This window comes from Thioalkalivibrio sulfidiphilus HL-EbGr7 (assembly GCF_000021985.1).
In the GTDB taxonomy this organism is placed as follows: domain Bacteria; phylum Pseudomonadota; class Gammaproteobacteria; order Ectothiorhodospirales; family Ectothiorhodospiraceae; genus Thioalkalivibrio_A; species Thioalkalivibrio_A sulfidiphilus.
The window spans coordinates 686,017-709,463 of sequence record NC_011901.1 but is presented as its reverse complement, the minus strand read 5'-3'; the positions used below and the strand labels follow the sequence as shown (position 1 = coordinate 709,463).

Below are 23,447 nucleotides of genomic sequence, written 5' to 3'. Positions count from 1 at the left end.
AGACCCCCCATGGCCCGCATCATCATCCTCAGCCTGCTGGCACTCCTTGCCGTGTTCGTGGTGGCGCGCAGTTGCGGCGTCACCCCGGGACAGGTGGAGGAACGGCATATCCTCGCGCAGCTCAATGCCGAGGAAGGTGGCCGTTACCAGTCCGAAAACCGGCGCAGGGAGGGGGTAGTCACCTTGCCCAGTGGCGTGCAGGTGGAAATGTTGCGGGTGGGTGAGGGAGCCGTGCCCAGCATCGATGATGTGGTCCTGGTGCACTACGAAGGCCGTCACCTGGACGGGCGCATCTTCGACAGTTCCTACCGGCGCGGCGATCCCTCGGCCATCGCGGTGGAACGCACCATCCCCGGATGGCGCACGGTGCTGGTGGACCTGCCCGTAGGCAGTCACGTGCGTCTGACCATCCCTCCGGACCAGGCCTACGGCACCCCGGGCTCAGGCGTCATCGGTCCCGAGGAAACCATCCTGTTCGACCTGGAACTGCTGGGCATCATCGCCCCGGAAAGCCCCGAAGCACACGACCCGACGCAGGACCGAGTGCCCGGGCTTCGCTGAACGCTTGCGCTCAGCGCGAAGGATGAAAGTGGAGGGGTGAGGGGTGAGGGGTGAGGGGTGAGGGGTGAGGGGTGAACAATGTTTGCACTACGCTTGTAACCTGCCAAATCCCGTAGGAGCCCAGGGGGCTGGACTCCTACGATTCAGGATCAAAACTCGTCCCTTCTTTCATTCACCCTTCACCCTTCACCCTTCATCCTTGCCCTGACGAAGCCAGCTCACCCGGTACAGGTCCAGGCGCCGGTCCCGCAGGTTACGTACGCTGCCGTGTTGGCGCAGGTCCTTGAGGTTGTCCAGATCCAGGTCGACGATCAGGGTCATCTCGGTGTTGGGCGTTGCCTCGGCGGCGATGGCATCGTGGGGGAAGGCAAAGTCCGAGGGGGTGAACACCGCCGCCTGGGCGTACTGCATGTCCATGTTCTCCACCCGGGGCAGGTTACCCACGGAGCCGGAGATCACCACGTAGCATTCGTTCTCGATGGCCCGGGCCTGGGCGCAACGGCGTACCCGAAGATAGGCGTTCTTGGTGTCGGTCCAGAAAGGCACGAACAACACCTGCAGGCCCTGGTCGGCCATCAGACGGGGCAGCTCCGGGAATTCCACGTCATAGCAGATGAGTATGCCGATCTTGCCGAAGTCGGTCTCAAAGACCTGCACCTTGTTACCCCCCTGCATACCCCAGTAGGACTGCTCATCGGGGGTGGTGTGGATCTTGTACTGCTTGTCCCAGGTACCGTCCCGGCGGCACAGGTAGGAGACATTGCGCAGGGCCTGATCCTCTTCGTACTCCGGCATGCTGCCGGCCACGATGTTGATGTTATAGGCCAGGGCCAGGCGCACCAGTTCCTGGCGCACGGGCTCGGTATATTCCGCCAGGTGGCGCACCGCCTCGGCCGGATTCTCCTGGTTGAACTGGGCCATGAGCGGACCATTGAAGAACTCCGGGAACAGGATCACGTCCGCCTGGTAGCCCGACACCGCGTCGACGAAATACTCCAGCTGCTGGTAGAGGTCCTGGAGACTCGCCGTGGGGCGCATCTGCCACTGCACCGCGCCCACCCGCACCGTCTGCTTGGCGCCGCCGATAAGTTTCTCCTTCTCCTCGTAGTAGATGTTGATCCACTCGATCAGCGTGGCGTAGGCCTGGGACTCGGTGTCATCGGGCAGGTAGCCGGTGATGATGCGGCGCACGTGGAAATCATTGGAGAGCTGAAAGGTCAGGATCGGATCGTAGATCTCCTTGCTCTTCACCTGCTCCACGTACTGCTGCGGGGTCAGATTGTCGCGGTAGTTGACGTAGCCGGGGATGCGCCCGCCGGCGACGATGCGGCGCAGGTTGAGCTTCTCGCACAGTTCCTTGCGCGCGTCATAGAGGCGCCGACCCAGGCGCAGGCCCCGGTAGTCGGGGTGGACGAACACATCCACGCCATACAACGTGTCGCCGTTGGGATCGTGGGTGGTGAGATAGCCGTTGCCGGTGATGGCCTTGTAGGTGTGCCTGTCGCCCCAGCGATCGTAGTCCACGACCATGCTGATGGCCGCGGCCACCAGCCGGCCGTTGTCCTCGATGCAGATCTGGCCTTCCGGAAAGCGCGACAGCTGGGAGTCGAACTGCTCCCGGTTCCAGGCTCCATCCAGGCCCGGGTAGACCCGCTCCATGATCTCGCACACGGCCTCGTAATCTTCGGGCCGGGTGTTACGCAGTTTCAGGCGATGCTCGTCGGCCTGGACGGGGTCCTGGGGCTGGTCGGTCATGGGCAACTCCGTGAAAGCTCAGGACACCAGCATAACGGATACGGGCCCGCGGCGGGGCCCGCCCCGGTCTCAGCTGCGCTGTTGCAGCCTGGCCAGGTTGCCCAGGGAAAACAGGTGCGCGTAGATCCAGGGCCAGTACCCGGCCTTGTGAAATTCCAGGATCACCGCGTCATCCAAGCCGCCCAGCCGGGTGTCATCCACCACGTAAAATCCCCTGAGCAGGAAAGACTTTCCATGGGCGTCTGTGAGCTGCATGTCCCGGGAGACCAGCAGGTCCAGTTCCCGCAGGCGCTTCATGAAGGTCTGGGTACGCTCCATCTCGGTGAGGAAGTTCTGCAGGAAGCTGATGGTGTCGCGCAGGAAGGGAGACTCGCTGCCATCGTCCTGGAACAGGGGCTCGCCGGATTGCGCGTCGAAGCCCTTGTACTGATCATCGATGCAGACCGTGTAGTTGTCGCCTTCGGCCCCCTTGGCCAGCACGAACGGGTAGCGGCGCACGAACGCCGGGACATGACACCCCGGAGCCCAGCGGCCCGAGGCCTCCACAAACAGGTTGCGGCCCTGGGCCAGACCCAGCAACGCGACCGGGGCGATGTCCTCGTCCTTGCCGGAAATCAGGATGGGATAGTCCCGGGCGCACTGAAAGAATTCCACGCCGGCCACGGGCACGAAACTGGCGTTGGCTGCAAAGCTGCAGTCCCCCTCGGCGCGCTTGAGGCGCAAGCCCTTGTGCTGCTCCCGGTTCAGGGGGACCACGTTTTCATAGAACATCAGTTGCGACATGAAGACTCCTTGACGATGGCCTCGGGTTCACAGACCCGGAAAATCATAAACCAGCCGCAGATCCAGCCGAATGCTGTCCTGGTCCGGGGTCACCTTGCGCGTGGCATGACCCAGCACCGCCTCGCCCCGCCAGCGGGGACCGAAGCGGGCATTGAGACCGGCACCCACGCCGGTGATGTCCTCCTGTTCGGGACTCTCGCCGTAGACGGCGCCGTGATCCAGGAACAGGAAGGGTGCATAGCGTTCGGTCCACTGCCAGTGCATCTCGATGTTCAGGTAATAGCCCCGCACCCCGGCAATGACACTGGTGGGATAGCCGCGCACGGTACCGGGGCCGCCCAGCTGGAACAGGTCTGCGGAAGGCAGGGTGTCCTCACCGGTGAACTGCCAGCCCAGGGTGCCCAGCCAGACTCGACCGTTGCCACCGGGACGCGCGAAGCTCAGCTGACCGGGATAGGTCAGATAACTCTGGCTGTCACCGAGGATCGTGGTGCTGCGTCCCGACGAGATGTTCTGCTCGAAACTCCACTGGCCGATGCCCGAGACATACCCCCCCCGCAAGCCGGCCACCACCCGGGTGATGTCCGTGTCACTCACCTTCACACCGGAGATCTCGCTGGTCGAGTTGGCCTCGCCGACCCGCAGGATGCTGTCCAGGCGCCAGGACGGGGTGCGCATCCAGGGGTGCTCGTATTGCAGCTGCCAGCCGAAGGAGTCGCCGGTGACATCCAGGTCCTTGAACGGACCCTCCACCAGCTCGATATCCCCCATGTAGACGGCGCCGCCCAGGCGCCCTCCCCGTGCATTGATCGCCGCGCTGTAGTCCGCTCTCAGGGTGTACGCGCCCTGGGCCACCACGCCATAGACACTCATCCGGTCATCCCGACCCAGCAGGCCGGACAGGATCCAGTAGGCACCCAGCTGGTATTCGCCGGTGCTCTTCACGCCCTGATTGTCGGCGAACAGCTGCAGGCGATGGCGGGGCGGCTCCTCTATCAGCAGGATCACATCGCTCTCGCCGAATCCCTCACCGGGCCGGAGCGCCGCGCGGGCGCGCAGTTCACCGGTGCGGTTGAACCAGTCCAGGTCCTCCCTGAGACGGGGCAGGTCCACCACCTCACCCGGTTCCATGGGAATACGGGTGCGCACGTACGTCTCGCGGGTGTAGGTGGCACCACTGACCTCCTGGCGTCCCAACCGACCTTCCACCAGCTGCACGGTGACCACGCCCTGCTCGATACGCTGGGGCGGCAGGATGGCCCGTGCGGTGATCAGGCCCCGTGCCTGGTAGATGGCATTGATGCGTTCGACCATCTCGCCCAGCAGACCGAAGTCCACTTCACGGCCCACGTAGCCGCCGGCCACCTCGGCCAGGGTCTCGGTGCTGAGAAACTCGGACTCGTTGAAGCGCACCCCCTCCAGGCGAAACCGGGGCCCGCCTTCCAGCCGCACGCCGGGAGCTTCTTCAGGGATGATCACCGGATCCGCGGGCACCGGGGCCTCGGGACGCAGTTCCTCGAGGCGTTCCCGCTCCCGTTCCAGGGGACGCAGCAGGAATCCCGGATCGGTGTCCGGCGTGAGCGGTGGCGTCTGGGCCGACACCGGCGCCATGGCCAGAAGGGACAACAGCAGCAGGGCCCTGCGCGCGGCGCGGGGAAGGCTATTCATTGACGATGCTCCACGAAAACTTCAGTTGCCGGCGCGGGCGACGCCCCCGCCGTGGCTGGAATCCAGCTTGAGGGGCAGGCCCTCCAGGCTCTCCACCAGGTCCTCGTCCTCGGCGTCACCCGGCACGCCGCTGCGCATGGCCGGCAGCAGAACGCCGTTGCCGTGCCCATGGCTGGCGAATCGCTCGGTGTCGCGCACCACGCTGGCACCCTCGTAATCCAGCCCGGTGTTCTGGCGTCCGGGCAGGTAGTTGGGCACGCGCACCTGGAAGCCCGGCGCATACCAGACCACGTAGGCACTGGTGTAGGTCTCGACAGCGCTCTGTTCCAGGAAGAAGCGGTGGTCGGTCTCATAAAGCTGCACCGACGACCGGACCGGCGCCGGTGACCGGTTGTTCATGTACACGTATGCACCAGGGGTAAACAGTTCCAGCATGCCCGACACATAGGCCTGATCCAGACGGACCTCGCTGGCGGTGGTGCGCAATTCGGAGTCCATCGCCGCGTAGACCGGGAAATGCAGTCCCAGGGGCGCGTCCACCACCAGTCGAGCATACTCGGCGGCCTCCTGGTTCGCGCCCTCAAGCCGCATCTCCAGCATCGGGCCCTCAGTCATCAGGTGCGCCACGCCCGCATCCAGGTAGTCCGCCTGCAAGTGCAGGTGTTCGTACACCGAGGCCAGGCCCAGCTCGATGGCCGCGGTGGCACGCAGCCGGGCCCACAGCCCCTCCAGCTCGCCGAAGCGGATCCAGGCCGGCCGCACCGCCTCGCCGAAACGGTCGAAGCCCGCTGCGGCCTCGATGCCGTTGACCGCCAGCAGGCTGTCACCGATGAGATCGCCGAAGCTGCGCAGCCGGATCCAATCGCCGGCGATCAGACTGCCAAAGGTAAAATCACCGTCCACGGAAACATCCACCGGACCGGCGGGCGCGTGGATCTCACCGGCGGCGAGATCATCCAGGGCGTACAGGTGGATGCCGCCTGCGGCGGTGTAGGCATCCACGCCGCCGATGTCCAGCACGATGGGCGCGGACTCAAGGCCGATGCCGGTGCCCGCGATCAGGGTGGCCCAGCCGTCGCGGGGCCCGCTCAGATCCAGCACAGGCACCGCCACATCGCCGTAGGCGCTGTAGATGCCGTCACGGGCAATGAGGCTCACATCGCCGCCGGCGTGCACGCCCGCCAGGCGCAGGTCACCCTCGGGCGCGGCCAGGTGGATCTCATCACCGGCCGACGCGGCCACGGTCCCGTCCTCACCCAGATCCAGGTCCAGGGCCTCGTCGCCCTGCCCGCCGATGCGTCCGCCCGCAATCAGCGTCGCCCCACCGGCGCGGATATCCACCAGCGCGTCGTTATAGAAACTGAGGATATCGCCCGCGGCCTGGAGATTGACGCTGCCGTCCTGGGAGAACATGCGCTCCACCGTCAGACTGCCGTCGATCTCGTGAAGATGAATGTCACCCGTGGCGCGGGCTGTCACGTAGGGCGCGGCGCTCAGTGACATCTGGATCGGGGCGTCCACGGTGCCGATGGGGCCCGTGCCGCCTTCCAGCAGCAGGCCGCCGCCGGCCCCCTCGATCACGGTAACGCCTGGTTGCGCGCTGAACAGGCCTGCCCGGGTCTGCAGGCGAACATTGCCGCCGCCGGCAATGCGCTCCAGGATCATGATGGCCTCGGTGGCGCCCAGGAAGATATCGCCCCCGGCATCACCGCTGGCCTCCGCAGTGATACTGCCATCGACCCCGTGCACCACGCCCACTGGCCGTGCACGCTCGATGACCAGGCCCTCCACCGTGCCGCTGACGAGCTCGCCGAACTCGTTGAACACCGCGTCACCCAGCACGCGGATATCACCCGGCTGCGCGGACACCAGGGCGGCGATCTGCTCCGGGGTGAATTCGAATGGCGCGCCGGTATCGCCCGGGAACAGGATGGTCAACGGGTCATCGGCGGCACCCACGCGGCCGTTGGGTGTGGAGATCTCGATGCGTTCACCGATCAGGTTCGGCGCGAGTCGCTCGAACTGGGTGTCGGTGACCTCGATCAGGGCGCCGGCATCGATACCCCGCAGGAGCTCTTCCTCGGTCCACTCCGCGCCCTCGGCGATCGCCTCGCGCACGGCCTCGGGCGCGGTGTAGCTGAAGTCGTCCCGGAAACTGTCGAAGCCGCTCACCTGTGTCAGGTCATCCACCCCGAAGATGTCCCGGAATTCGCTCTCCAGTTCGCCGTAACGGCTGGCGGCATAGGCATTGATCTGTGCCGCATCGAGACCGCCGGCCAGGGTGTTCAGGTGCGCCTCGTCCAGATCGGTGTCGTTGTCCGGCATGAGCGCGGGGAGCAGGTCGCGCAAGGCGGCATGGCGCAGCAGGTCCTGACCGGCCTCGTCCAGGTCGAACACCCCGCTGCCGTCGGAGAGTTCACGCAGCAGCCAGTACTCCGCGTAGCGCGCCTGCACCAGGGTCTCGTAGGCGCGCACCGACTCCTCGATGGCATCACCCACGCCCCATTCACGGGTCAGGCGCATCTCCTGCCAGATGCTGCGCAGGCGATTGATCGCCTCCTCGTCCAGTTCGCCCCGCTCGAAGGCGTTGATCAGGTCACCGTTGTCGACCCGCACCCGCAGCGTGCCCACGGCCAGCAGCTGCTCCACCTGCAGGTCGCCGTCCACCTCGATCACGTGCACATCGCCGCCGCTGGTGACGTTGAGCGCCGAGGCCCCGAGCGGCACGCGGCCATCGACCGGGGGCGACGCCCACACCGGTATCGATGGCAAGCCCGCGATCCAGGCGGCCCACGTCTCCGCCGGCACTCAGGCTCAGGGTGCCGCCATAGATGGCCCGCTGGGCGTCGTCACGCAGGTTGACGATGGCGTTGACCGCCTCCACGTTCACGTGGCCGTCGCCGGTGCCGATGCGGATCACGCCCAGGTCGCCGCCGCTCTGGGAGAGATAGACGTCGCCGGTCTGGGTCACGGCAGTGATGCCCCCCTCGCCGACCCGCAGGCGCACCGGGTTGTCCTCCCCGCCGATACCGTTGACGGCATCGATGATCACCGTGTGGCCCTGCAGGCTGGCGCCGGCATTGATCTGGCTCAGGGCGCCCTCGGTCAGGATGGTGGTGGTGCCCTCGGGATTGCGCAGGGTGCCGTCGATGATCACGCCGCTGACGGAATCCACCAGGATGCGCCCGGCGCTGTTGCCGATGAACTTGACCTCCACGGGCAGGTCGGCCCGCTGGGTCTCGATACCGAAATCGATGCCGAACCAGCGGCCGATGTCGGCCACGTTCTGGTGCAGCTGCGCCAGCCAGGTGGGCAGCACGTAACGCTGGCCCTCATAGGTCAGGATCGACAGCCCCTGGGCCGGTGTATAGACCGTCTCCCGCCCGTCGATGGTGACCACGTCGGGGTTCACCGGCACGACGACCGCCTCGGTAATCGGCTGACCCGCCGCATTGGTCCCCACCTCCTGGAACTCCAGGGTGAGGCGGGCCTCGGTGCGGGTGATGACGTCGCTCTGGTAGTCGTGCTCCAGGTAGGTCAGCCACGGATTGCCCTGGAGATCGGCCTTGCCGGTGTCCCAGATCTCCACCACGCCGTTGACCGGATCGCCCACGTTGAGGTTGCGCAGCACCACCTCGCGATTGGTCTCGTTGTAGACGCTGATGTCGCCAAAGCCGCTGCGCACCTGGATGCCGCAGCCCACGTCGTTGTTCTCGCAGCCGGTGCTCAGGATGTGTCCGAACAGGAATACGTAGCCACCGCCCACCGCCTCCGGCGTGAGTTCGATGCGATCGGTCTCGGCATTGTAGTAGGCGGACAGTTCGCCCCAGTTGATCTCCCGGCCCTCGCCGCCGGTGAGCTTGAGCAGCGGATCCACGTTGCGGGAGCCGACGGCCTCGCCGCCCACCACGCCGAACAGTTCACGCAGCAGGCTGCCGCTCAGCCACTGGCTGAGCCAGCTGTACCAGGGATTGGTGATCTCGCTCTCACCCAGCCAGCCCTGCAGATGGGCGTCCATGAGATCCTGGTGATCCTGGGTGAAGGTCACCGTCCAGTCCGGCATGCCGGACTGGATCAGGCCGTTGATGTTGATGTACTGGGCATTGATGTAGATGCGCCCGCCGACGATGCGTCCGCCATCGGCCTGGCGCCCGCCGATATCGTCGATCCCCGGGCGATACAGCTGCACGAAGTCGCCGCCGGCGCGGATGTTCAGGGTGCCGGCGTCGATCTCGCCGGTGGTCATGATGGTGCCCCGGCGGTTGATCACCTCCACCAGTCCGCCGGGATTGCTGATCTTGCCTTCCAGGCGAATCCAGGGCGGGATGCCGCTCACGCCGCCGGGCGGATCGAAATCGTTGACGATGACCACCTCGCCCTGGCTGCCCACCAGACCCGGGCTGGTGATCCCGATGCCGCCGAATACACTCTGGCCGGTGAGATCCACGACCTGGGGCACGGGAATGCCGAATACGTTGTTGCGGGTGAGCAGGGTGATACGTCCGGTACCCGACTCGATGGTGATGTCGTTGGTGCGCAGGAAGGCATCGGTGCGGTTGAGCAGCAGCACACTGGGCGCGCCCTCGGGCTGCATGAACTCGGGCAGGTTGTCCGGCTTGGGCGCCAGGGTGATGTGACCGCCGCCGGTCAGGGTGGAGGTCTCCATGTACAGCTCGCCGGCACGGGCGGTGATGTTCGCCACATCCACCTGCACCACGGTGGTCTCGCCGCTGTCCAGGGCCGCCAGCTGCGCCTCCAGGGTCTGGGCCTGGGCCACGGCGATCCACAACTGTGACTTGTCCTGGTCCGCGTAGCCCGGCTGTCCGCTCATCTCCTCGAACAGGTCGATGATCTCCTGCCACTGGTCCAGCTGTGCCTGGAGTTCATCGCGGATATCGACGATGCTCACGTTCACCTGCACGCCGCGGCTGGTCTCCACCCGCAGGCCGAAGGGCTGACTCTCGTCGGCGGTGACGATCAGGTATTCGTAGGTGGCGGTGCCGACGGTGAGTTGACCATCCACACGGATCCAGTCGTTGGCGGACAGGAAGCGGCTGTCCTTCTTGATCTCCAGGTTCACCTCGGGGACGTTGGCGCCGAAGGTGTTGGCGATGCCGACGAAGAAGTTGCCCACCCGCTCGGCCACCTCCCGATACAGGTCCTTGCCGCGCCCTTCGCCCCGGGCCGAGTAGCTGCCCTGACTGGTCCTCAGGTTGCCGTCCACCCCGGCGATCACGACGCTGTTCGCCTGCAGGTCGATGCCGTTGGTGCTCACCAGGTTGGCGTGGGCATAGGGATCGGTCTGGATGGGCAGGGCGGTCTTGTTCCACACGTACACGTGGGCATAGGCCGTCAGATTGCCCCGGCCGCCGCTGGCGTCGTAACCGGTCAGAAGGTGCAGATTGCCGCCGGACTCCAGGGTCGCGCCCCCGCTCACCTGGATCAGGTGATCCGTCGTCAGGTAGGCGGTGGCCCGGCCCTGGGCGAAACCGGCGCCGCCATGGGTACGGGAATTGCCCCGCGCCTCGATATCCGCATCGGTGCGCACGCCCACCCTCAGATCGCCACCGGCGGAGGCCCGTGCGCCCTCCTCGAAGATCACACGGCCGATGTTGCTGCTGGTGATGTGGGACTCGACCCGGGCGATGTCCACGGCGCCGCCGGTGTCGAGCTTGGCGTACTGATAGGCGACGATGTCGTTGCGCACGTTCACCACGATATCGCCACCGCCCTGGCCGTCGCTGGCGTCCACCTGCGCGCCCCGGCCCATTTCCACCCGGGTGTCGGCGATCATGGTGGCGTCGGCGCGGCCGGCGGAACCGTTGAGGAATCCACCGGCCGCCACGGAGATGTTCTCTCCCCGGTTGACCTGACGGATCACATTGTTGGCCGTGAGGATCACGTTGCTGGCGCGAATGTCGGCGTTGTCGTCCACCCGGGTCAGCACGGTGCTGTTCACCGTGTGGCTCGCCCGGGCGCCGCTGGCACCGGCCACCGAGGCGCGGGTGCTGTCCACGGTGCCGCTGAAGCGGGTCTGCTGGGTGGCGTTGACGCTCACCTGCCCGACCCGAAGCGGCGCCCCGTGACCACCCAGGATGCGCGCACTGTTGTTGGCGAGGCTCGAGGTGCTCACCGAGGCGGCGGAACCGGCCACCACGCCGCCGGTGCCGGAAGTGGCGTCGGCCTGGTCGCGATTCTCGCCGAAGGTGTGCACGTCGATGTGGCCGACGCGCTCGCCAGCCGCCCGGTTGTCCTGACCCAGCCAGGCGTGGGTCTGGGTGTTCGAGCTGGCGCTGGCATTGATCACGCCGCCCGCCAGCAGACCGATGGTGGTGGCGCGCCCCTGGGCCAGCTGGTCGGTGGTGTTGACCGCGCGCAGTTCCACGTTGCCACCCGGCAGGCGCACATCACTGCCCGTGTAGGCCCGCACCTGGGCGCTGTTGCGCGCCGTGGCGCGCGCCCCGGTGGCACCCACCAGCGCGCCACTGCCGGCGGTCACCTGGGCCTCGGCGGCGCGGGAACCGCCGGGCACCGCCGTGGCCACCAGGCGCAGGCTGGTGTCGTCGCCCTCGATCCGCACGCCGTTGCCCAGCCAGGCGTTGACCTGGGTGGCGACCAGGGCATCCGCCAGGGCCACACCGATGGACAGGGCGCCGCTGACGCTGATGCCCGTGCCCTCCGCGTAGGCACGCGGCCTGGCGGTGGCCTCGAAGCGCACCGCCCCCGGTGCACTCCCGGGGCTGAGGATCGAGGCATTGGCGTCCGCGTAGGCATTGACCTGGGACTGGTCACGGGCACGGGCGTCGGCACCGGCGCCGGCCAGCAGCGCGGATCCGGCGCCCGCGGTCGCCCGGGCCCAGGCCCCGTGACCGCCGCCCGCGGGTTCGCTGATGGCCCGGAAGGCGATATCCAGGCCCGTGCCGGTGATGCTGGCACCGCTGCCCAGGAAGGCGTTCACCTGGGTGGCGGCCACCGCCTCGGCCAGGGACACGCCCACCGCGGCGCTGCCGCCCACGCTCACGCCGAGTGCCTCGGCCCGGGCGCCGGGCTCGGCGCGGGCATCGACGGACAGGCTGCCGCCAGGGCTCAGGTTGACCGTCGCGCCGGCACCGATGCCGGCATTGACCGTCGCGGCATCCCGGGGCATAGACATCGGCACCGGCGCCCGCCGCGAACACGCCGCCGGCCAGGGCCGTGGCGCTGGCGCTCACCTGGCCTCTGCTGGTGGCCTCGATGTCGAGCGACGGCAGGTTGTCGATCTGCGCACCGGCGGCCACGCCGGCCGTGACGGTGCTGGTCTTCTGGGCATGGCTCAGGGCCACGCCCACCGCGATCCCGAAGGCCCCGCCGGCGCCCTTGGCGTCGGTGCGCACGCTGGTGCTGTCCTCGGCCTGGATCAGAATGCTGCCGGCCTCGATCCCCTGGCCGCCCAGGGTCGCGCTCACGGTGTTCTGGATGCGGGCATCGGCATAGGCGGCGCCCAGGCCCAGCCCGGCACCACCGCCGCCTGCCAGGGCGTCGATCCGGGCGGCGGGGCCGTTGCCGCGATCCAGGGCCGAGGCGCTGACCAGGAGGGAGTCGAAGCCCTGGATGGTCTGGGCATCGCTCACCGCCGCCTCCACCACCGTGTAGATCCGGGTCACGCCGGCACCCGCACCCACGCCCGCCATGGACAGACCCAGGCCCACGGCGCCGGTGGTGGACAGGGTTCGGGTCCGGTCCGTGGCCTGCACCGTGAGGTTCGCGCCCGGGCCGATGGCGTTGATACGGGTCTGGTCGTCCACCAGGGCCTTCACGCCGTTGTAACGGCCGCTGCTCACCCGCTGCGCCGCACTGCGCGCACCGCTGCCGCCTTGCAGACGTGCCTGTTCCTCCGGGGTGAGCAGTGCCTCGTCGTCCTCGTACACCGCCGCACCGGTCAGGGCATCCACGGAACTCAGGGTACCGCTGCCGCCCTGGTTCAGTTCACCGATGATGGGCGCGCCGGCACTGCCCTGGCCGAGCAGGATGACGCTCGCGGCGCCGCCCAGGCCGGCGCCGGAGGCCAGTGCGCCGGACATGGTGAGCAGATCGATGTTCCAGTCCCGCTCGGCGATCACGTCCACGTCGCCCCGCACCTGCAGATCGCTGCGGCTGATGGCCGCCTCGGTCCTGCTGCCGCCCAGCAGCACGGCGGCGGCCGCGCCGGCGGCATTGCCGCCCAGGGCCACACCCCCGGTCATGGCATCCACGGACAGGCTGTCCGAGGCCGCCACGCGCACACTGCCGGCGCCGCCGGAAACCAGGCCCACGTCGCTGTTGAAGATCCAGGCCTCGGTGGTGCCGTCCAGCAGCAGCACCGAGGCCATGCCGGCCAGACCGGTGCTGCCGTAGGAGGCGCCGGCCACGAAGGTGTTCACGGTGGTGTGGGCGCTGGCCTGCACCACCAGGTCGCCGGTGACATCGATGCCGGCGGTGTTGCCCGCCACACTCATGCGGCTGTTCTGGATGTACGCCCGGGTGAGGTTGTCGTTCTGCAGGAAGCCGATGGCGGCAGCCCCGGCGAGGACACCGCCGCTGGCGGAACCGGCGATCAGGCTGAAGGCGGCATCGGAGGCGGCGTCCACGGTGAGATCCACGGCACGCACCTCGGTGCCGTCGATCCAGGCGCCGGTCTCCGCACTGGCCAGGACCACCGGCGCGCTGCCGGCCAGTCCCACCCCGCCCACGGTGAACCCGGCGGCGATGGCGGTGACCCCCTGGGTGGAGCGGGCCTGTACCGCCACGCGCTCCGCCTGCACGCTGCCGCCTTCCAGGTAGGCCCGCGTGCTGCGGTCGATGACGTCCACGGTGGCCGCGCCACCGGCGGCCACCAGGGCGCCGGCGGCCCCCAGCACGGCGCTGGAGTTATGGGTGTGGCTGCTGGCCTTGACGTCCACGGTCTGCCCGGCACCGGCGCCGGTGGTATCGGGATTGATCTGGGCGTTGCGGATCCAGGCGCCGGTCTCGCCGCCCACCTCGCTGACGTTCACCGTGGCCGCCAGGCCCACGGAGCCCTTGGGGTTGAAGGCGAAGCCCGCGGAGCCGGCGGCCACGCCCACCCGCTGGGTGGAGGTGGCGTTCACCGCCAGGCCGTGGACCTGGCGGGTGTTCTCCGTCAGGGCATTGAAACTGATGCCGCTGGCATAGCTGTCCGCGCTGGCCTGGTGCTCGCCGGTGCGGTCGATGGCGATCACCTGGGGCCGGTTGGCCAGGCTGCCGTCGTTCACCGTGAGCAGGTCGCCGTCGATCGCGGCCAGGGCAGTCACCTGGGCCCCGTCGATGTAGGCGTGGGTCTCGCTGCTGATCAGGTTCACCGCCACGGAACCGGCCGCACCCACGTACAGGCCGAAGGCGAGACCGCCGCCCACCACGTTCATGACGTCGCGGTTCTCCGCCAGCACCCCCACGTTGTTGAGGGCGTGCACCCGGGCGCCATTGTCGATCGCCGCCACCACGCTGCCGCCCAGCAGGTTCACGGACACGGAACCCGCCACACCCCCCTTGCCCGCGGCGGATAGCCCCGCGGTCAGGGTCTGGATGGTGGATTCGGAATAGGCGTCCACCACCACGTTGCGGGCGCGGATCTCATCGCCGGCCAGGTTGCCGCTGATGCGCGCATCCACGGCGGTGTCGATGCGATTGACCGCCGTGGCCAGTCCCACGGCCACCTTGCCGGCCCCCTGCAGGGAGCCGGCGGCGGCACGGATGGTGGAGGCATCCCGGGCGGAGACAGTGACATCCAGGCTTCCAGCGCCGGGCTGTCCACTGGCATTGACCCGGCTGTCGGTGATCGCGGATTCGACCCGGGTGCCGATGTTGCTCACCGCCACCGAGGCGCCGGCGGCCACGTTGCCGGCGAAGGCGCCGGTGGCGGCCAGGGTCTGCACGTTGGAGCGGGCGCCCGAGCGCACCTCCAGCTGGTCGCTCAATATCAGGGTGGAGCCGTCCACGCCGGCCGTGAAGGCATTGGCGCTGCCACCGGTCCAGCCGCCGATCTCGTTGTAGGCCACGGCCACGCCGACCGCCACCTTGCCGGCCCCGGCGATGTTGCCGGACAGGGCCCAGATGTCCGCCGTGCGCGTGTCGTCGCTGTCGCCGGCATTGATCCGCAGGCTGTCCGCCGTCAGGGTGCTGCCGCTGACCCCGGCATCCACGGTCTGGCCGATGCGGTTGATGACCACCGAGCCGCCCAGGGCGAAGGTACCGGCCCCGGCACCGGCAATGGCCCCGCCGTAGATGCCGGAGGTGGACAGGGCATCCACGTGGATGGCCTCGTCCACCCGTACCCGGGCGTCCTCGATGCGCGCGCGGGTGGTGGTGGTGATCTCGTTGTAGCCCACGGCCGCGCCGATGCTCGCCTTGGAGGAGAACGCGAAGCCACCGGCCAGGGAATAGATGTCCGATTCCTTCAGGGCCAGTACGTTCAGGCCGCCGGCGTCCACGTCCAGCGCCCCGCCGAATCCGGGCTTGCCGATGACCGAGGCCTCGGCGCTGGAGCGGATCACGTTGGCCACCCCGGCGCCCATGCCGGCGAACTTGCCCGAGGCGCCGCCACCCACGCCCACGCCGATGATCACCGCGCTGTCGGCGGCGGTGACGCTGACCTCGCCGCCCGCCTGCACCGTGGCCTGGTCGATGCGCGCGGTGTAGCTGCTCTCCACCCAGTTGCCGGCGAAGGACAGGCCGATGGCCGCCTTGGAACTGCCGGTGATGGTACCGGCGATGCCGATGATCGCCTCGCCGCGGATCTCGGCGCCGCCGATCTGCGGGGCCTCGTCCAGGGAGCCGTCTTCCTCGCTGGCCTGGTAGTCCGGGTTGGTGAGGGGCGTGTCGCCGGCGTCGAAATCCACGCCGCTGTCCCGGCGGCCCAGGGCCTGTACGGCGGCGGGCTCCAGGTCGGTGCCGGCGGCGGTGACGATGACATCACCCGCAGCACCCACCTCGGCGCCCTCCACGATGCCCGCATGGATCGTGTTGCGCACCTGGTTGAACACCGCCGAGCCGCCGAAGCCCAGTCGGCCCTTGTTGAAGCCCACCATGGCGGCCAGACCCAGGATGCGGCTGGCGCTGAGCGCGCGCACCGCCACATCCTCGAAGCCCTCGACCCGACCGCCCTCGATGACGGCATCGATCCCGTTGCCGATCAGGTTCACGCTCACCGCGGCACCCACGCCGATGGCACCGCCCAGGGTCAGGGCACCGCCACCCGAGGCGATGCGTGAACGGTCATAGGCCAGCACCGCCAGGTCGCCACTGCCGGTCCCGTCCAGGCTGCTGTTGTAGATGCCCGAGAGGGTCTGGTTGCGGGTGCGGGCGATGGACACGGAACCGGCCAGGCTGGCGGACTTGCTGTCGCTGGCGGCGGTGTTCGCGGCCAGGCCCAGGGCGATGGCGATCTGGTCGCCGGAGGTGATGGCGGAGACGTTCACGCCGCCGGCGTCACTGAGGGTGCTGTCGCGCAGCGCCGCCTCGGTGGTGTTGGCCAGCACGTTGTAGGCGACCGCGCCGGCAAAGGCCACCTGCGGGCCGTCGGCGTTCTTGCCGGCACGCACCAGGGCGCCGGCGCCGGAGACGCTGATCAGGTCGGTGTCGTTGAGGGCACTGATGGTCACGTCCACCATGCCCGCATCCAGGGCCTCGACCTGCACGCCGGAGACCCAGGCGCGGGTCTCCAGGCTGGACAGGTTCACCGTGCCGGAACCGGACACGGCGATGCCGAAATTCTTCTGGTCCGGATCATTGGAGCCGGTGTTGGACTTGGCCCGGGTGTTGTCGGCCAGGAATTCGTCCTCCGCACCGCCCTGGCGGTCGGACTCGGACAGGCGGCCATCCTCGGCGTAATCGGGATTGTTGGGGTCCTCGCCGTCCTCGGAGGCCGCCAGCAGTTCCGCCTCGCCCTCGGCGAAGATGGCGTCATCGTCGCCGGAGAGGCCGTCGGCCTCCCCATTGGTCTCGGCCGTGCGGTCCTGCAGGTTCTCGCTGGCCTTGTCGGTCAGCCCCTTGGCCTCGCCGACACCGCCCGGGGCGTCCCCGGCCAGGGCGCCGGCCAGGGCGCCGGCGCCCACCAGGCCCGAGGTGGCGGCGGAAACGCCCAGGTCATCGGTACGGATCACGCCGCCGGCGATGAAGGCGTGGGTGGTGGTGTTGAGATCGTTGGCGGCCACCGCGATGCCCACCGCGGCGTTGTCCGCCTGGGTCAGGGCACCGGCCACGGACCACACGGACAGCGCCTGGGACGCCTCGACGCTGACCGAGCGGGCGGTGATGTCCGCGCCCTCGCCGATGCTGGCCACGGTCTCGTTGTCCAGCAGGGTCAGGCTGACGATGCCGTTACCGGCGATGCCGGCCCCGGCGCCGGAGGTGGGGCTGATGGCGATGACCTGGTCGAAGGCGGTGGCGCGCACCCCCAGGTCCGTGTCCTGTGCCACCACGGTCACGTGATCGGCCAGCCCGGCGGTGACCTTGTTCTCGTGGTTGACCCAGTTGAAGGCCGCGCCGAGGGCCAGCTTGCCGCCGTCGGAGGACTGCCCCGGCGACAACAGGGAATCGAAATTGCCCGCCACGTCGATGGTGGCGGTCTCGGCGTGGGCGGTGATCGTCACCCCGTGGGTCCATGCCACGGACCGGTCCTCGCCGTACACGGTGCTCCAGGGGCCGGTCCCGATGCCGGTGGCGGTGAGGACCGAGCCCTCGCCCACCCAGGCGGTGGCGGTGTTGCTGAAGTCCACGTAGTTCACCGCGCCGGCGATGTCGATGGACTCCCCGCTGGAGGTGGTGGTGGCGCTGGCATAGGTGTCGATCTGCGCCTCGGCCCACTCGGTGATGTTGTCATCCACCGCGCTCAGGCCCGGCTTGGTCTCGAAGAACTCGATCCAGCCGTCCAGGTCCGTCCACTTGTCGAGGCTCGCGCCCAGGGGCAGGGACACCTCCGCCGCCACGCCGATGCGCGCGGCGCTGAGGGTCACGTTGTCCCCGACCAGGGCCTCGGCGGTGTAGTCGTAGAGGCCCACGGCCACCGCCGCGCTGACCAGCAGGGAGGTGTCGCCGTCCTCGGTCTGGGAGGTGGCGCCGGCCTCGGCCCAGTTGCGGATGCCGGTGTCCTCGGTGCGGGCGATCACCGCCACCTCGCCGTCGGCGGCGGTGACGCTGGAGCCATCCTCCACCACGGCCCGGGCCGTCTGGCTGGAGAAGTTCAGGGCCAGTGCGGAACCCAGCTGCAGACCGAAGCCGCCGCTGTCATCGCCACCGCCATTGCCACCCGGATCTCCGGAACCGGCCATGCGGCCGTCCAGGCTCTCGCCACCCTGCTCGCCCCGGCCGCGGGCGAAGTCCGTGGAACCCTGGTCATTGCCGGAGGTGCCGGCGCTGGATTCGCCATCGCCCTCCTCGCCCTCCTCGCCGCCGCTGGCGACGGTGCTGGCCGCCACCTGGTTGCCGGTGCTGGTGGAGGTGGCCAGCACCGTGACGCCGTCCGCCGCCACCACGGTGCCGCCCAGCGTGGCAAGCGCCTCGGGGGCGATGTCCGCCACGGCGGCGGCGATGCCCACGGCGGCGCCACCGGAGACCTGGGCGCTGGCGCTGGTCTCGTGGTCATGGGTGTTGTGGGCCTCAACCGTCAGGCTGCCCGCGGACAGACCGCCCCGGGCAGTGGCCCGGGTGGCGCCCCGCACCTCGGTGTAGGCCACGGTGGCGGAGAACCCGACCCGGGCACTGCCGCTGACCGAGGTCCCGGCGGCCACCACGGTTTCGTTGTCACCCTGGGCGGCGACCCGCGCGGCGCCAGTGATGTCGAGTTCCGTGCCCGGTTCCAGCCGCGCCGTGGTCTCGCCGTGCAGCATGCCCAGCGCCACCCCGGCGCCGATGCCCACGGTCTCGCCCGCCTCGCCGGTCACCGGGGTCAGCACCACCATCAGGTCACGGCGCTCGGCCGCCACCCGCAGGTCCGCGTCGACGCCACCGGCGCTCACCTGATCGGCCAGCACCTCGGCCAGCACCCGGGTATCCTGCTGCACCCAGTTGAAGGCGCCGCCGATGCCCACCTTGCCGGTCTCGGCCTGGTTGCCGGCCACGGTGATGGTCTCCACCCGGGCCAGGACCGCCACGTCGAGCACGGCAGCAAAGGCCGCCAGCTCCTCGCCGGCGAGGCTGGCGGACCAACCGTCCGGGTCGCCGTCGGCGGCGAGGGTCAGGATGGCGCCGCTGCCGATGCGCGCCTCAGCGGCGCTGCTGAGATCCAGGTAGTTCACCGCGCCGGCCAGGCTGACCGTGTCACCGCTCCCGGACAGGGTGGCGCTGGCATGACCGTTCAGTGCCCCGGTATCGGGGTCCGACTCGCCCATGAAATCATCGAGCCCCGGCGCCTGCTCATCCCGGGCCGGCACCAGCAACTCGGCGCCCACCCCCAGGCGGGCGGCACTGATCTGCACGCCATCGGCGTTGACCGCGCCCGTGGCATCGTCCCGATCGCCCACGATGGCCCGGGCATGCTGATCGATGATGCCGACCGCCACGCCGGCACTGATGGACACGGCGACACCCGAATCCCCGGCCCCGGAATCCCCGCCATCGGCGCTGGAGGTGGCGGCGCTGACAGCGCGGGTCTCGAGCTCATGCAGTTCCCGGCGGGCGAACACCACCGCGTCGCCGTCCGCCTGCACGGAGACGCCGTTGCCGATGCGCGCATCCGCCGTCTCCGAGGCCAGGTTGATGGCCACCGCCGAACCGAACTTGATGGGCAGGCCGCCGTCATCACCGGTGCCCGGCGCGGACGCATGACTGCTGCCACCCTGGCCGTCATCGCCGCTGGCCGCCGCCTGGTCCGAGGCCCCCTGGGTCCGGTCGGCCACGAAACGGGTGCTGCCCTGATCGTTGTCCGCCGTCGCGGCACCCTCGTCGGCGGCCTCGGCATCGGCCACGGAGGTCTCGGCGGCCACCGCCAGCCGAGCGGTGCTGGACTCGGCGGCCAGGGTGAGCCCGCCGTCCAGGGTCACGTCCCGGGACAGTTCCGCCAGGGTCACGGTGTTCACGTCGGCGATGGCGGCGGCGATGCCCAGGGCCGCCGTGCCCTCGCTGCTGGCGGCGGCGGAGACGCTCAGGTCATTGTCGTTGCGGGCATGGATCACCAGGTCCGCGGCGTTCAGGCCCTGGCCGCTGCCCACCCGGGCGGTGGTCTCCACGTCCAGGTCGCCATAGGCGACCGTGGCGGAGAGGCCCACGGTCTGCTGGCCGGCGGCGATGCTGGCGCTGGCCACCTCCAGGGTGTTGCGCCCCAGGGCCATGACCGCCACGTTGTCCGGTGTCGGGGGCAGTGGATCCGGGCTGCCGGGGACCGGGCGATCCACGTTCACCCGGGCGTTGTCCTGCACCTCGGCCGTGGTGCGGGTCTTCAGCCCGGCATACACGCCGGCGGCACCCAGACCAAGACTGCCGCCGTCGCCGCTGCCGCTCACCGGGGCATAGGCGATCAGGGTATGGATACCCTCGGCATTGACCGCCAGGCCGGTGGTCACGATCTCCGCACCGGCACCGATGCGTGCGCGGGTGTTCACGTCATGGGTGACCCAGTTGAACACCCCGCCGATGCCCACAGCGCTGCCGAAGCCGGTCACGTTGCCGGCCACGTCCAGGGTCTCCAGCCGGGACCGGGCCGTCACACTGACCGCCTGATCCCAGTGGAAGCTGCGCCCGTCGACGGTCGTTTCCCACGCGCCCGCGGCACCGCTGGCGGTCACCTCCCCGTCGATGGCCGCCTCGGTGCTCACCGCGATGTTCAGGTAATTGACCGCGCCGCCCAGGCCCACCTGGGTGTCTTCGCCCGCCTCCACCGAGGCCGAGGCATGGCTGGTGAGGTAGGACGCCAGGTCCTCGGGCTGTTCGCCGGTGAGGTTGTCCAGGGAACCGGTGTTCTCGTCCTCGCCCCAGGCGCCTCTCAGGGGCAGGTCCACCTGGGCCAGCACCCCCACGCGGGCGGCGTTCACGGAGGCCTGCGGGCCGATCACGGCACTGGCGCCAAGGCTCAGGTCGGTGACCGCCACGGCGGCACTGACCGCCAGCGGGTTGCCACTACCGTCCTCGGCGGCGGAACTGGCGCCGCTCAGCGCATGGGTGGAAAGATTCCGCTCGTGGGTGGTGGCGATCAGTGCCACGTCGCCGCCGGCCTCCAGCGTGGTATCACCCAGGCGCGCCTCGCTGGACGCGCCCCCCAGGCTGACGGCTACGGCGGCGCCCAGGTCCAGGGGCAGGCCGCCATTGTCCTGTCCGCCGGGGCCGTCCCCGCCCGACTCGATGCCCTCGGATTGCTTGCCCTGGAATCCCTGGATGAATTCGGCAACCGCGCCGCTGTCACCCTCGGCGCTGGCACCCTCGCCGTCGCCGCCACCCCCGTCCGGGGCACCGGTCGCAGCAGCCACCTGGCGGGCGGCGGTATCGGACTCGGCGATCACGGTGAGATCGCCGCCCACGCGGATCCCGCCCTCGGCGCCGGCACGGCTGGAGGTGGAGGCATCCAGGACGGCGGCGGCCAGTCCCACGGAACCCCCGGGGCTGGCCTCGTTCAGGGCGCTGATGCGGAAATCGTTGTCGGTACGCGCCCAGACCAGGATATCCCCGGCATGATCGCCATCCGCCGGTGCGTCCAGGGCGATCGAGGCGACGGTCTCGAGACCGTCGGCGATGCCGATGGCCAGGGTCCCGGCGAAGTAGACATCGTTGTCACCGGCCCGGGTGGCGGCATCCAGGTTCAGGGTGTTGTCGCTGCGCGCCTGCACCGCCAGCTGGCCGCCGGCGCTGACCTGGGCCCCGGCACGGATCTCCGCCCGGGTCTCGCCCCGCAGTTCACCGTAGAGGGCCGCCACCCCGGCCAGGTCGCCCACGGCACCCGCCTCCAGGCTCACCTCGCGGGTGGCACGGGCATCCAGGTGGATGTCGCCGCTGGCCTCCAGCACGGCGGTGTCGTGGACCACGATGCTGGCCACCGCGTCGGCGATGCCGAAGCCCATGTCGAACTGGGGCACCAGGTCCAGCAGGCCATCCAGCAGGTCCGTGGCCAGCCCCCGCAGGGCGTTGGTGTCCGTGGCGTCCTCGCTGACCCGGGCGGCCGCATGGGCGATGAGATTGATATCCCCGCCGCGCAGTTCCCCGTGAACATCGATCCGCGCAGCGGAAGTGGCCACACCGAGACGGGTCTGATCGCCTTTGAGCGCCTCCAGGGTGATGGACCCGGCCTGGTAGCTACTGCCCTCTTCCACGTGGGCAAACAACCGAGCCCCTTCCTCGATGAGGATGTTCGGAGATATGAAATGGATGTTGCCCGAATCCCCGGCCGACACCCCGGCCTCGTGATCTCCGGAGGCGAGATCACGGGTACTGAAGGTGACATTCTCAGCAATGGTGATGCTTTCACTGGCAATCCAGGTCACATTGCCCGTGAGGAACAGGTCCACGCTCTGAACAATGTCCGTGTCGGACACCCCCACATAGATGTCGTAGGGATCAAACAGGATTTGGCCCAGGGCACCGTTGCTGGCCCCGGCGTCGTAGCGGCCACCCTGGATGCGGATCTGGTCACCGGCACTCACCTCGATGAACCCGCCATCACCGGATTCGCCGCCACGCGCCTTGAGTTCGGCCGCACCAAGCACGGTGGCGGAGGACTCGCCATAGACCACAAGGGTGCCCCCATCGGAACCGGCACCTTCACCGGAGACATCCAGGCGGGCACTGCTCTCCAGCGTGACATGGCCGCCGGCAGTGACCAGTACCGTTCCACCGGATCGGCCACTGCGACCACGGGCGCTGATGTCGCCGGATATAGAGACATCATCTCGGGCGACGATGACGATGTCTCCGTCGGCAATCTGCACATCCGCACCCAGTCCGAGACCCTCCACGTTCACCGCACTACTGAACAGGACCTGATGCTCGGTGTCGCTCAGACGTGTGTTGAGACCACCCGACAGTTGCACCTGATGGCCCAGCAGCAGGATGGCATCGGTGGCATTGACCTGCCCCTGGATGCTGATCAGGCCGTCTGCGGAGACCGGAATGTCGCCCTCCAGCAGGCGGGCCACGTGGCTGTCGCTGATGCCGCCATCCGGCGCAATCAGCTGATTCATGAAGGCGGTGGTGGGGGTGGCCACCGCCAGGCTGCCCACGTTGACCTGGCCACCGGCACCCACCACGAAGCCGTGGGGGTCGGCGAACACCACGTTGCCGCCGATCGCGCCGTCCTTGTAGCTGTTGAGCGTGCCGTTGATGACCACCCGGCTGTCGTGCACCAGGTTGATCAGGTTGCGGGTGTACTGGGGGAGATGGAGATTGGCGGTGTGGCCTTCTCCCACCTGGAAATGGTGGAAGGAATTGAAGGCGTTGTGACCCCGGACCGTGTCCGTGTGGATGTGGGTGATGCCGGGGGTGGACTGATCGAGGTGGGTCTGGGTGCGTCCGTCAGGGACGATGCCCAGGCTCCCATCCGCCTGGAGCAGGCCCGGGGCCGCGCCGAAGGCCGCCAGCGCGGCGAGGCTCAGGGGATGGGGGCGAAAGCGTGGGAAAACGCCGGCGGGCGTGGTCTCTCGACCACACCTGTCTGCGCGTCGGCCCCTGATGGCACGCCTTTTTTGTTGTTGTCGCCCCATTGCCTCTTGCCAGGGCAGCCCAGCAAG

General features: G+C 69.0%; 6 protein-coding genes. 1 reads left to right on the top strand and 5 read right to left on the bottom strand.

Annotation, left to right across the window (positions count from 1 at the left end):
• Window positions 1–9: 9 nt before the first annotated feature.
• Window positions 10–561 (top strand): FKBP-type peptidyl-prolyl cis-trans isomerase, encoded by a 552-nt coding sequence (locus TGR7_RS03245; protein WP_012637238.1) that lies wholly within the window; start codon window positions 10–12, stop codon window positions 559–561.
• Between the two features lie 186 nt (window positions 562–747).
• On the opposite strand, the gene TGR7_RS03240 is transcribed toward TGR7_RS03245, so the two are convergent.
• The 5 genes from TGR7_RS03240 to TGR7_RS03220 form a co-directional block, all read right to left on the bottom strand.
• Window positions 748–2,316: a GNAT family N-acetyltransferase gene (locus TGR7_RS03240; protein ID WP_012637237.1), complete on the bottom strand. Its 1,569-nt coding sequence runs from the start codon at window positions 2,314–2,316 to the stop codon at window positions 748–750.
• A gap of 69 nt (window positions 2,317–2,385) precedes the next feature.
• Window positions 2,386–3,099, bottom strand: coding sequence for a SapC family protein (locus TGR7_RS03235; protein WP_012637236.1), 714 nt, complete (start codon window positions 3,097–3,099; stop codon window positions 2,386–2,388).
• 27 nt (window positions 3,100–3,126) lie between these two features.
• Window positions 3,127–4,767 carry a ShlB/FhaC/HecB family hemolysin secretion/activation protein gene (locus tag TGR7_RS03230; RefSeq protein WP_012637235.1) on the bottom strand — a complete coding sequence of 547 codons (1,641 nt, stop codon included), beginning with the start codon at window positions 4,765–4,767 and terminating at the stop codon, window positions 3,127–3,129.
• Window positions 4,768–4,788: 21 nt separating this feature from the next.
• Complete coding sequence (locus tag TGR7_RS03225) at window positions 4,789–7,494, bottom strand: hypothetical protein (protein WP_148211458.1); 2,706 nt, start codon at window positions 7,492–7,494, stop codon at window positions 4,789–4,791.
• Window positions 7,495–11,555: 4,061 nt separating this feature from the next.
• Window positions 11,556–23,420, bottom strand: coding sequence for a leukotoxin LktA family filamentous adhesin (locus TGR7_RS03220; RefSeq protein WP_012637232.1), 11,865 nt, complete (start codon window positions 23,418–23,420; stop codon window positions 11,556–11,558).
• Window positions 23,421–23,447 lie beyond the last annotated feature (27 nt).

Coding starts and splice junctions, on each gene's coding strand:
- TGR7_RS03245 (WP_012637238.1), top strand. CDS start 10: ATGGCCCGCATCATCATCCTCAGCCTGCTGGCACTCCTTGCCGTGTTC.
- TGR7_RS03240 (WP_012637237.1), bottom strand. CDS start 2,316: ATGACCGACCAGCCCCAGGACCCCGTCCAGGCCGACGAGCATCGCCTG.
- TGR7_RS03235 (WP_012637236.1), bottom strand. CDS start 3,099: ATGTCGCAACTGATGTTCTATGAAAACGTGGTCCCCCTGAACCGGGAG.
- TGR7_RS03230 (WP_012637235.1), bottom strand. CDS start 4,767: ATGAATAGCCTTCCCCGCGCCGCGCGCAGGGCCCTGCTGCTGTTGTCC.
- TGR7_RS03220 (WP_012637232.1), bottom strand. CDS start 23,420: ATGGGGCGACAACAACAAAAAAGGCGTGCCATCAGGGGCCGACGCGCA.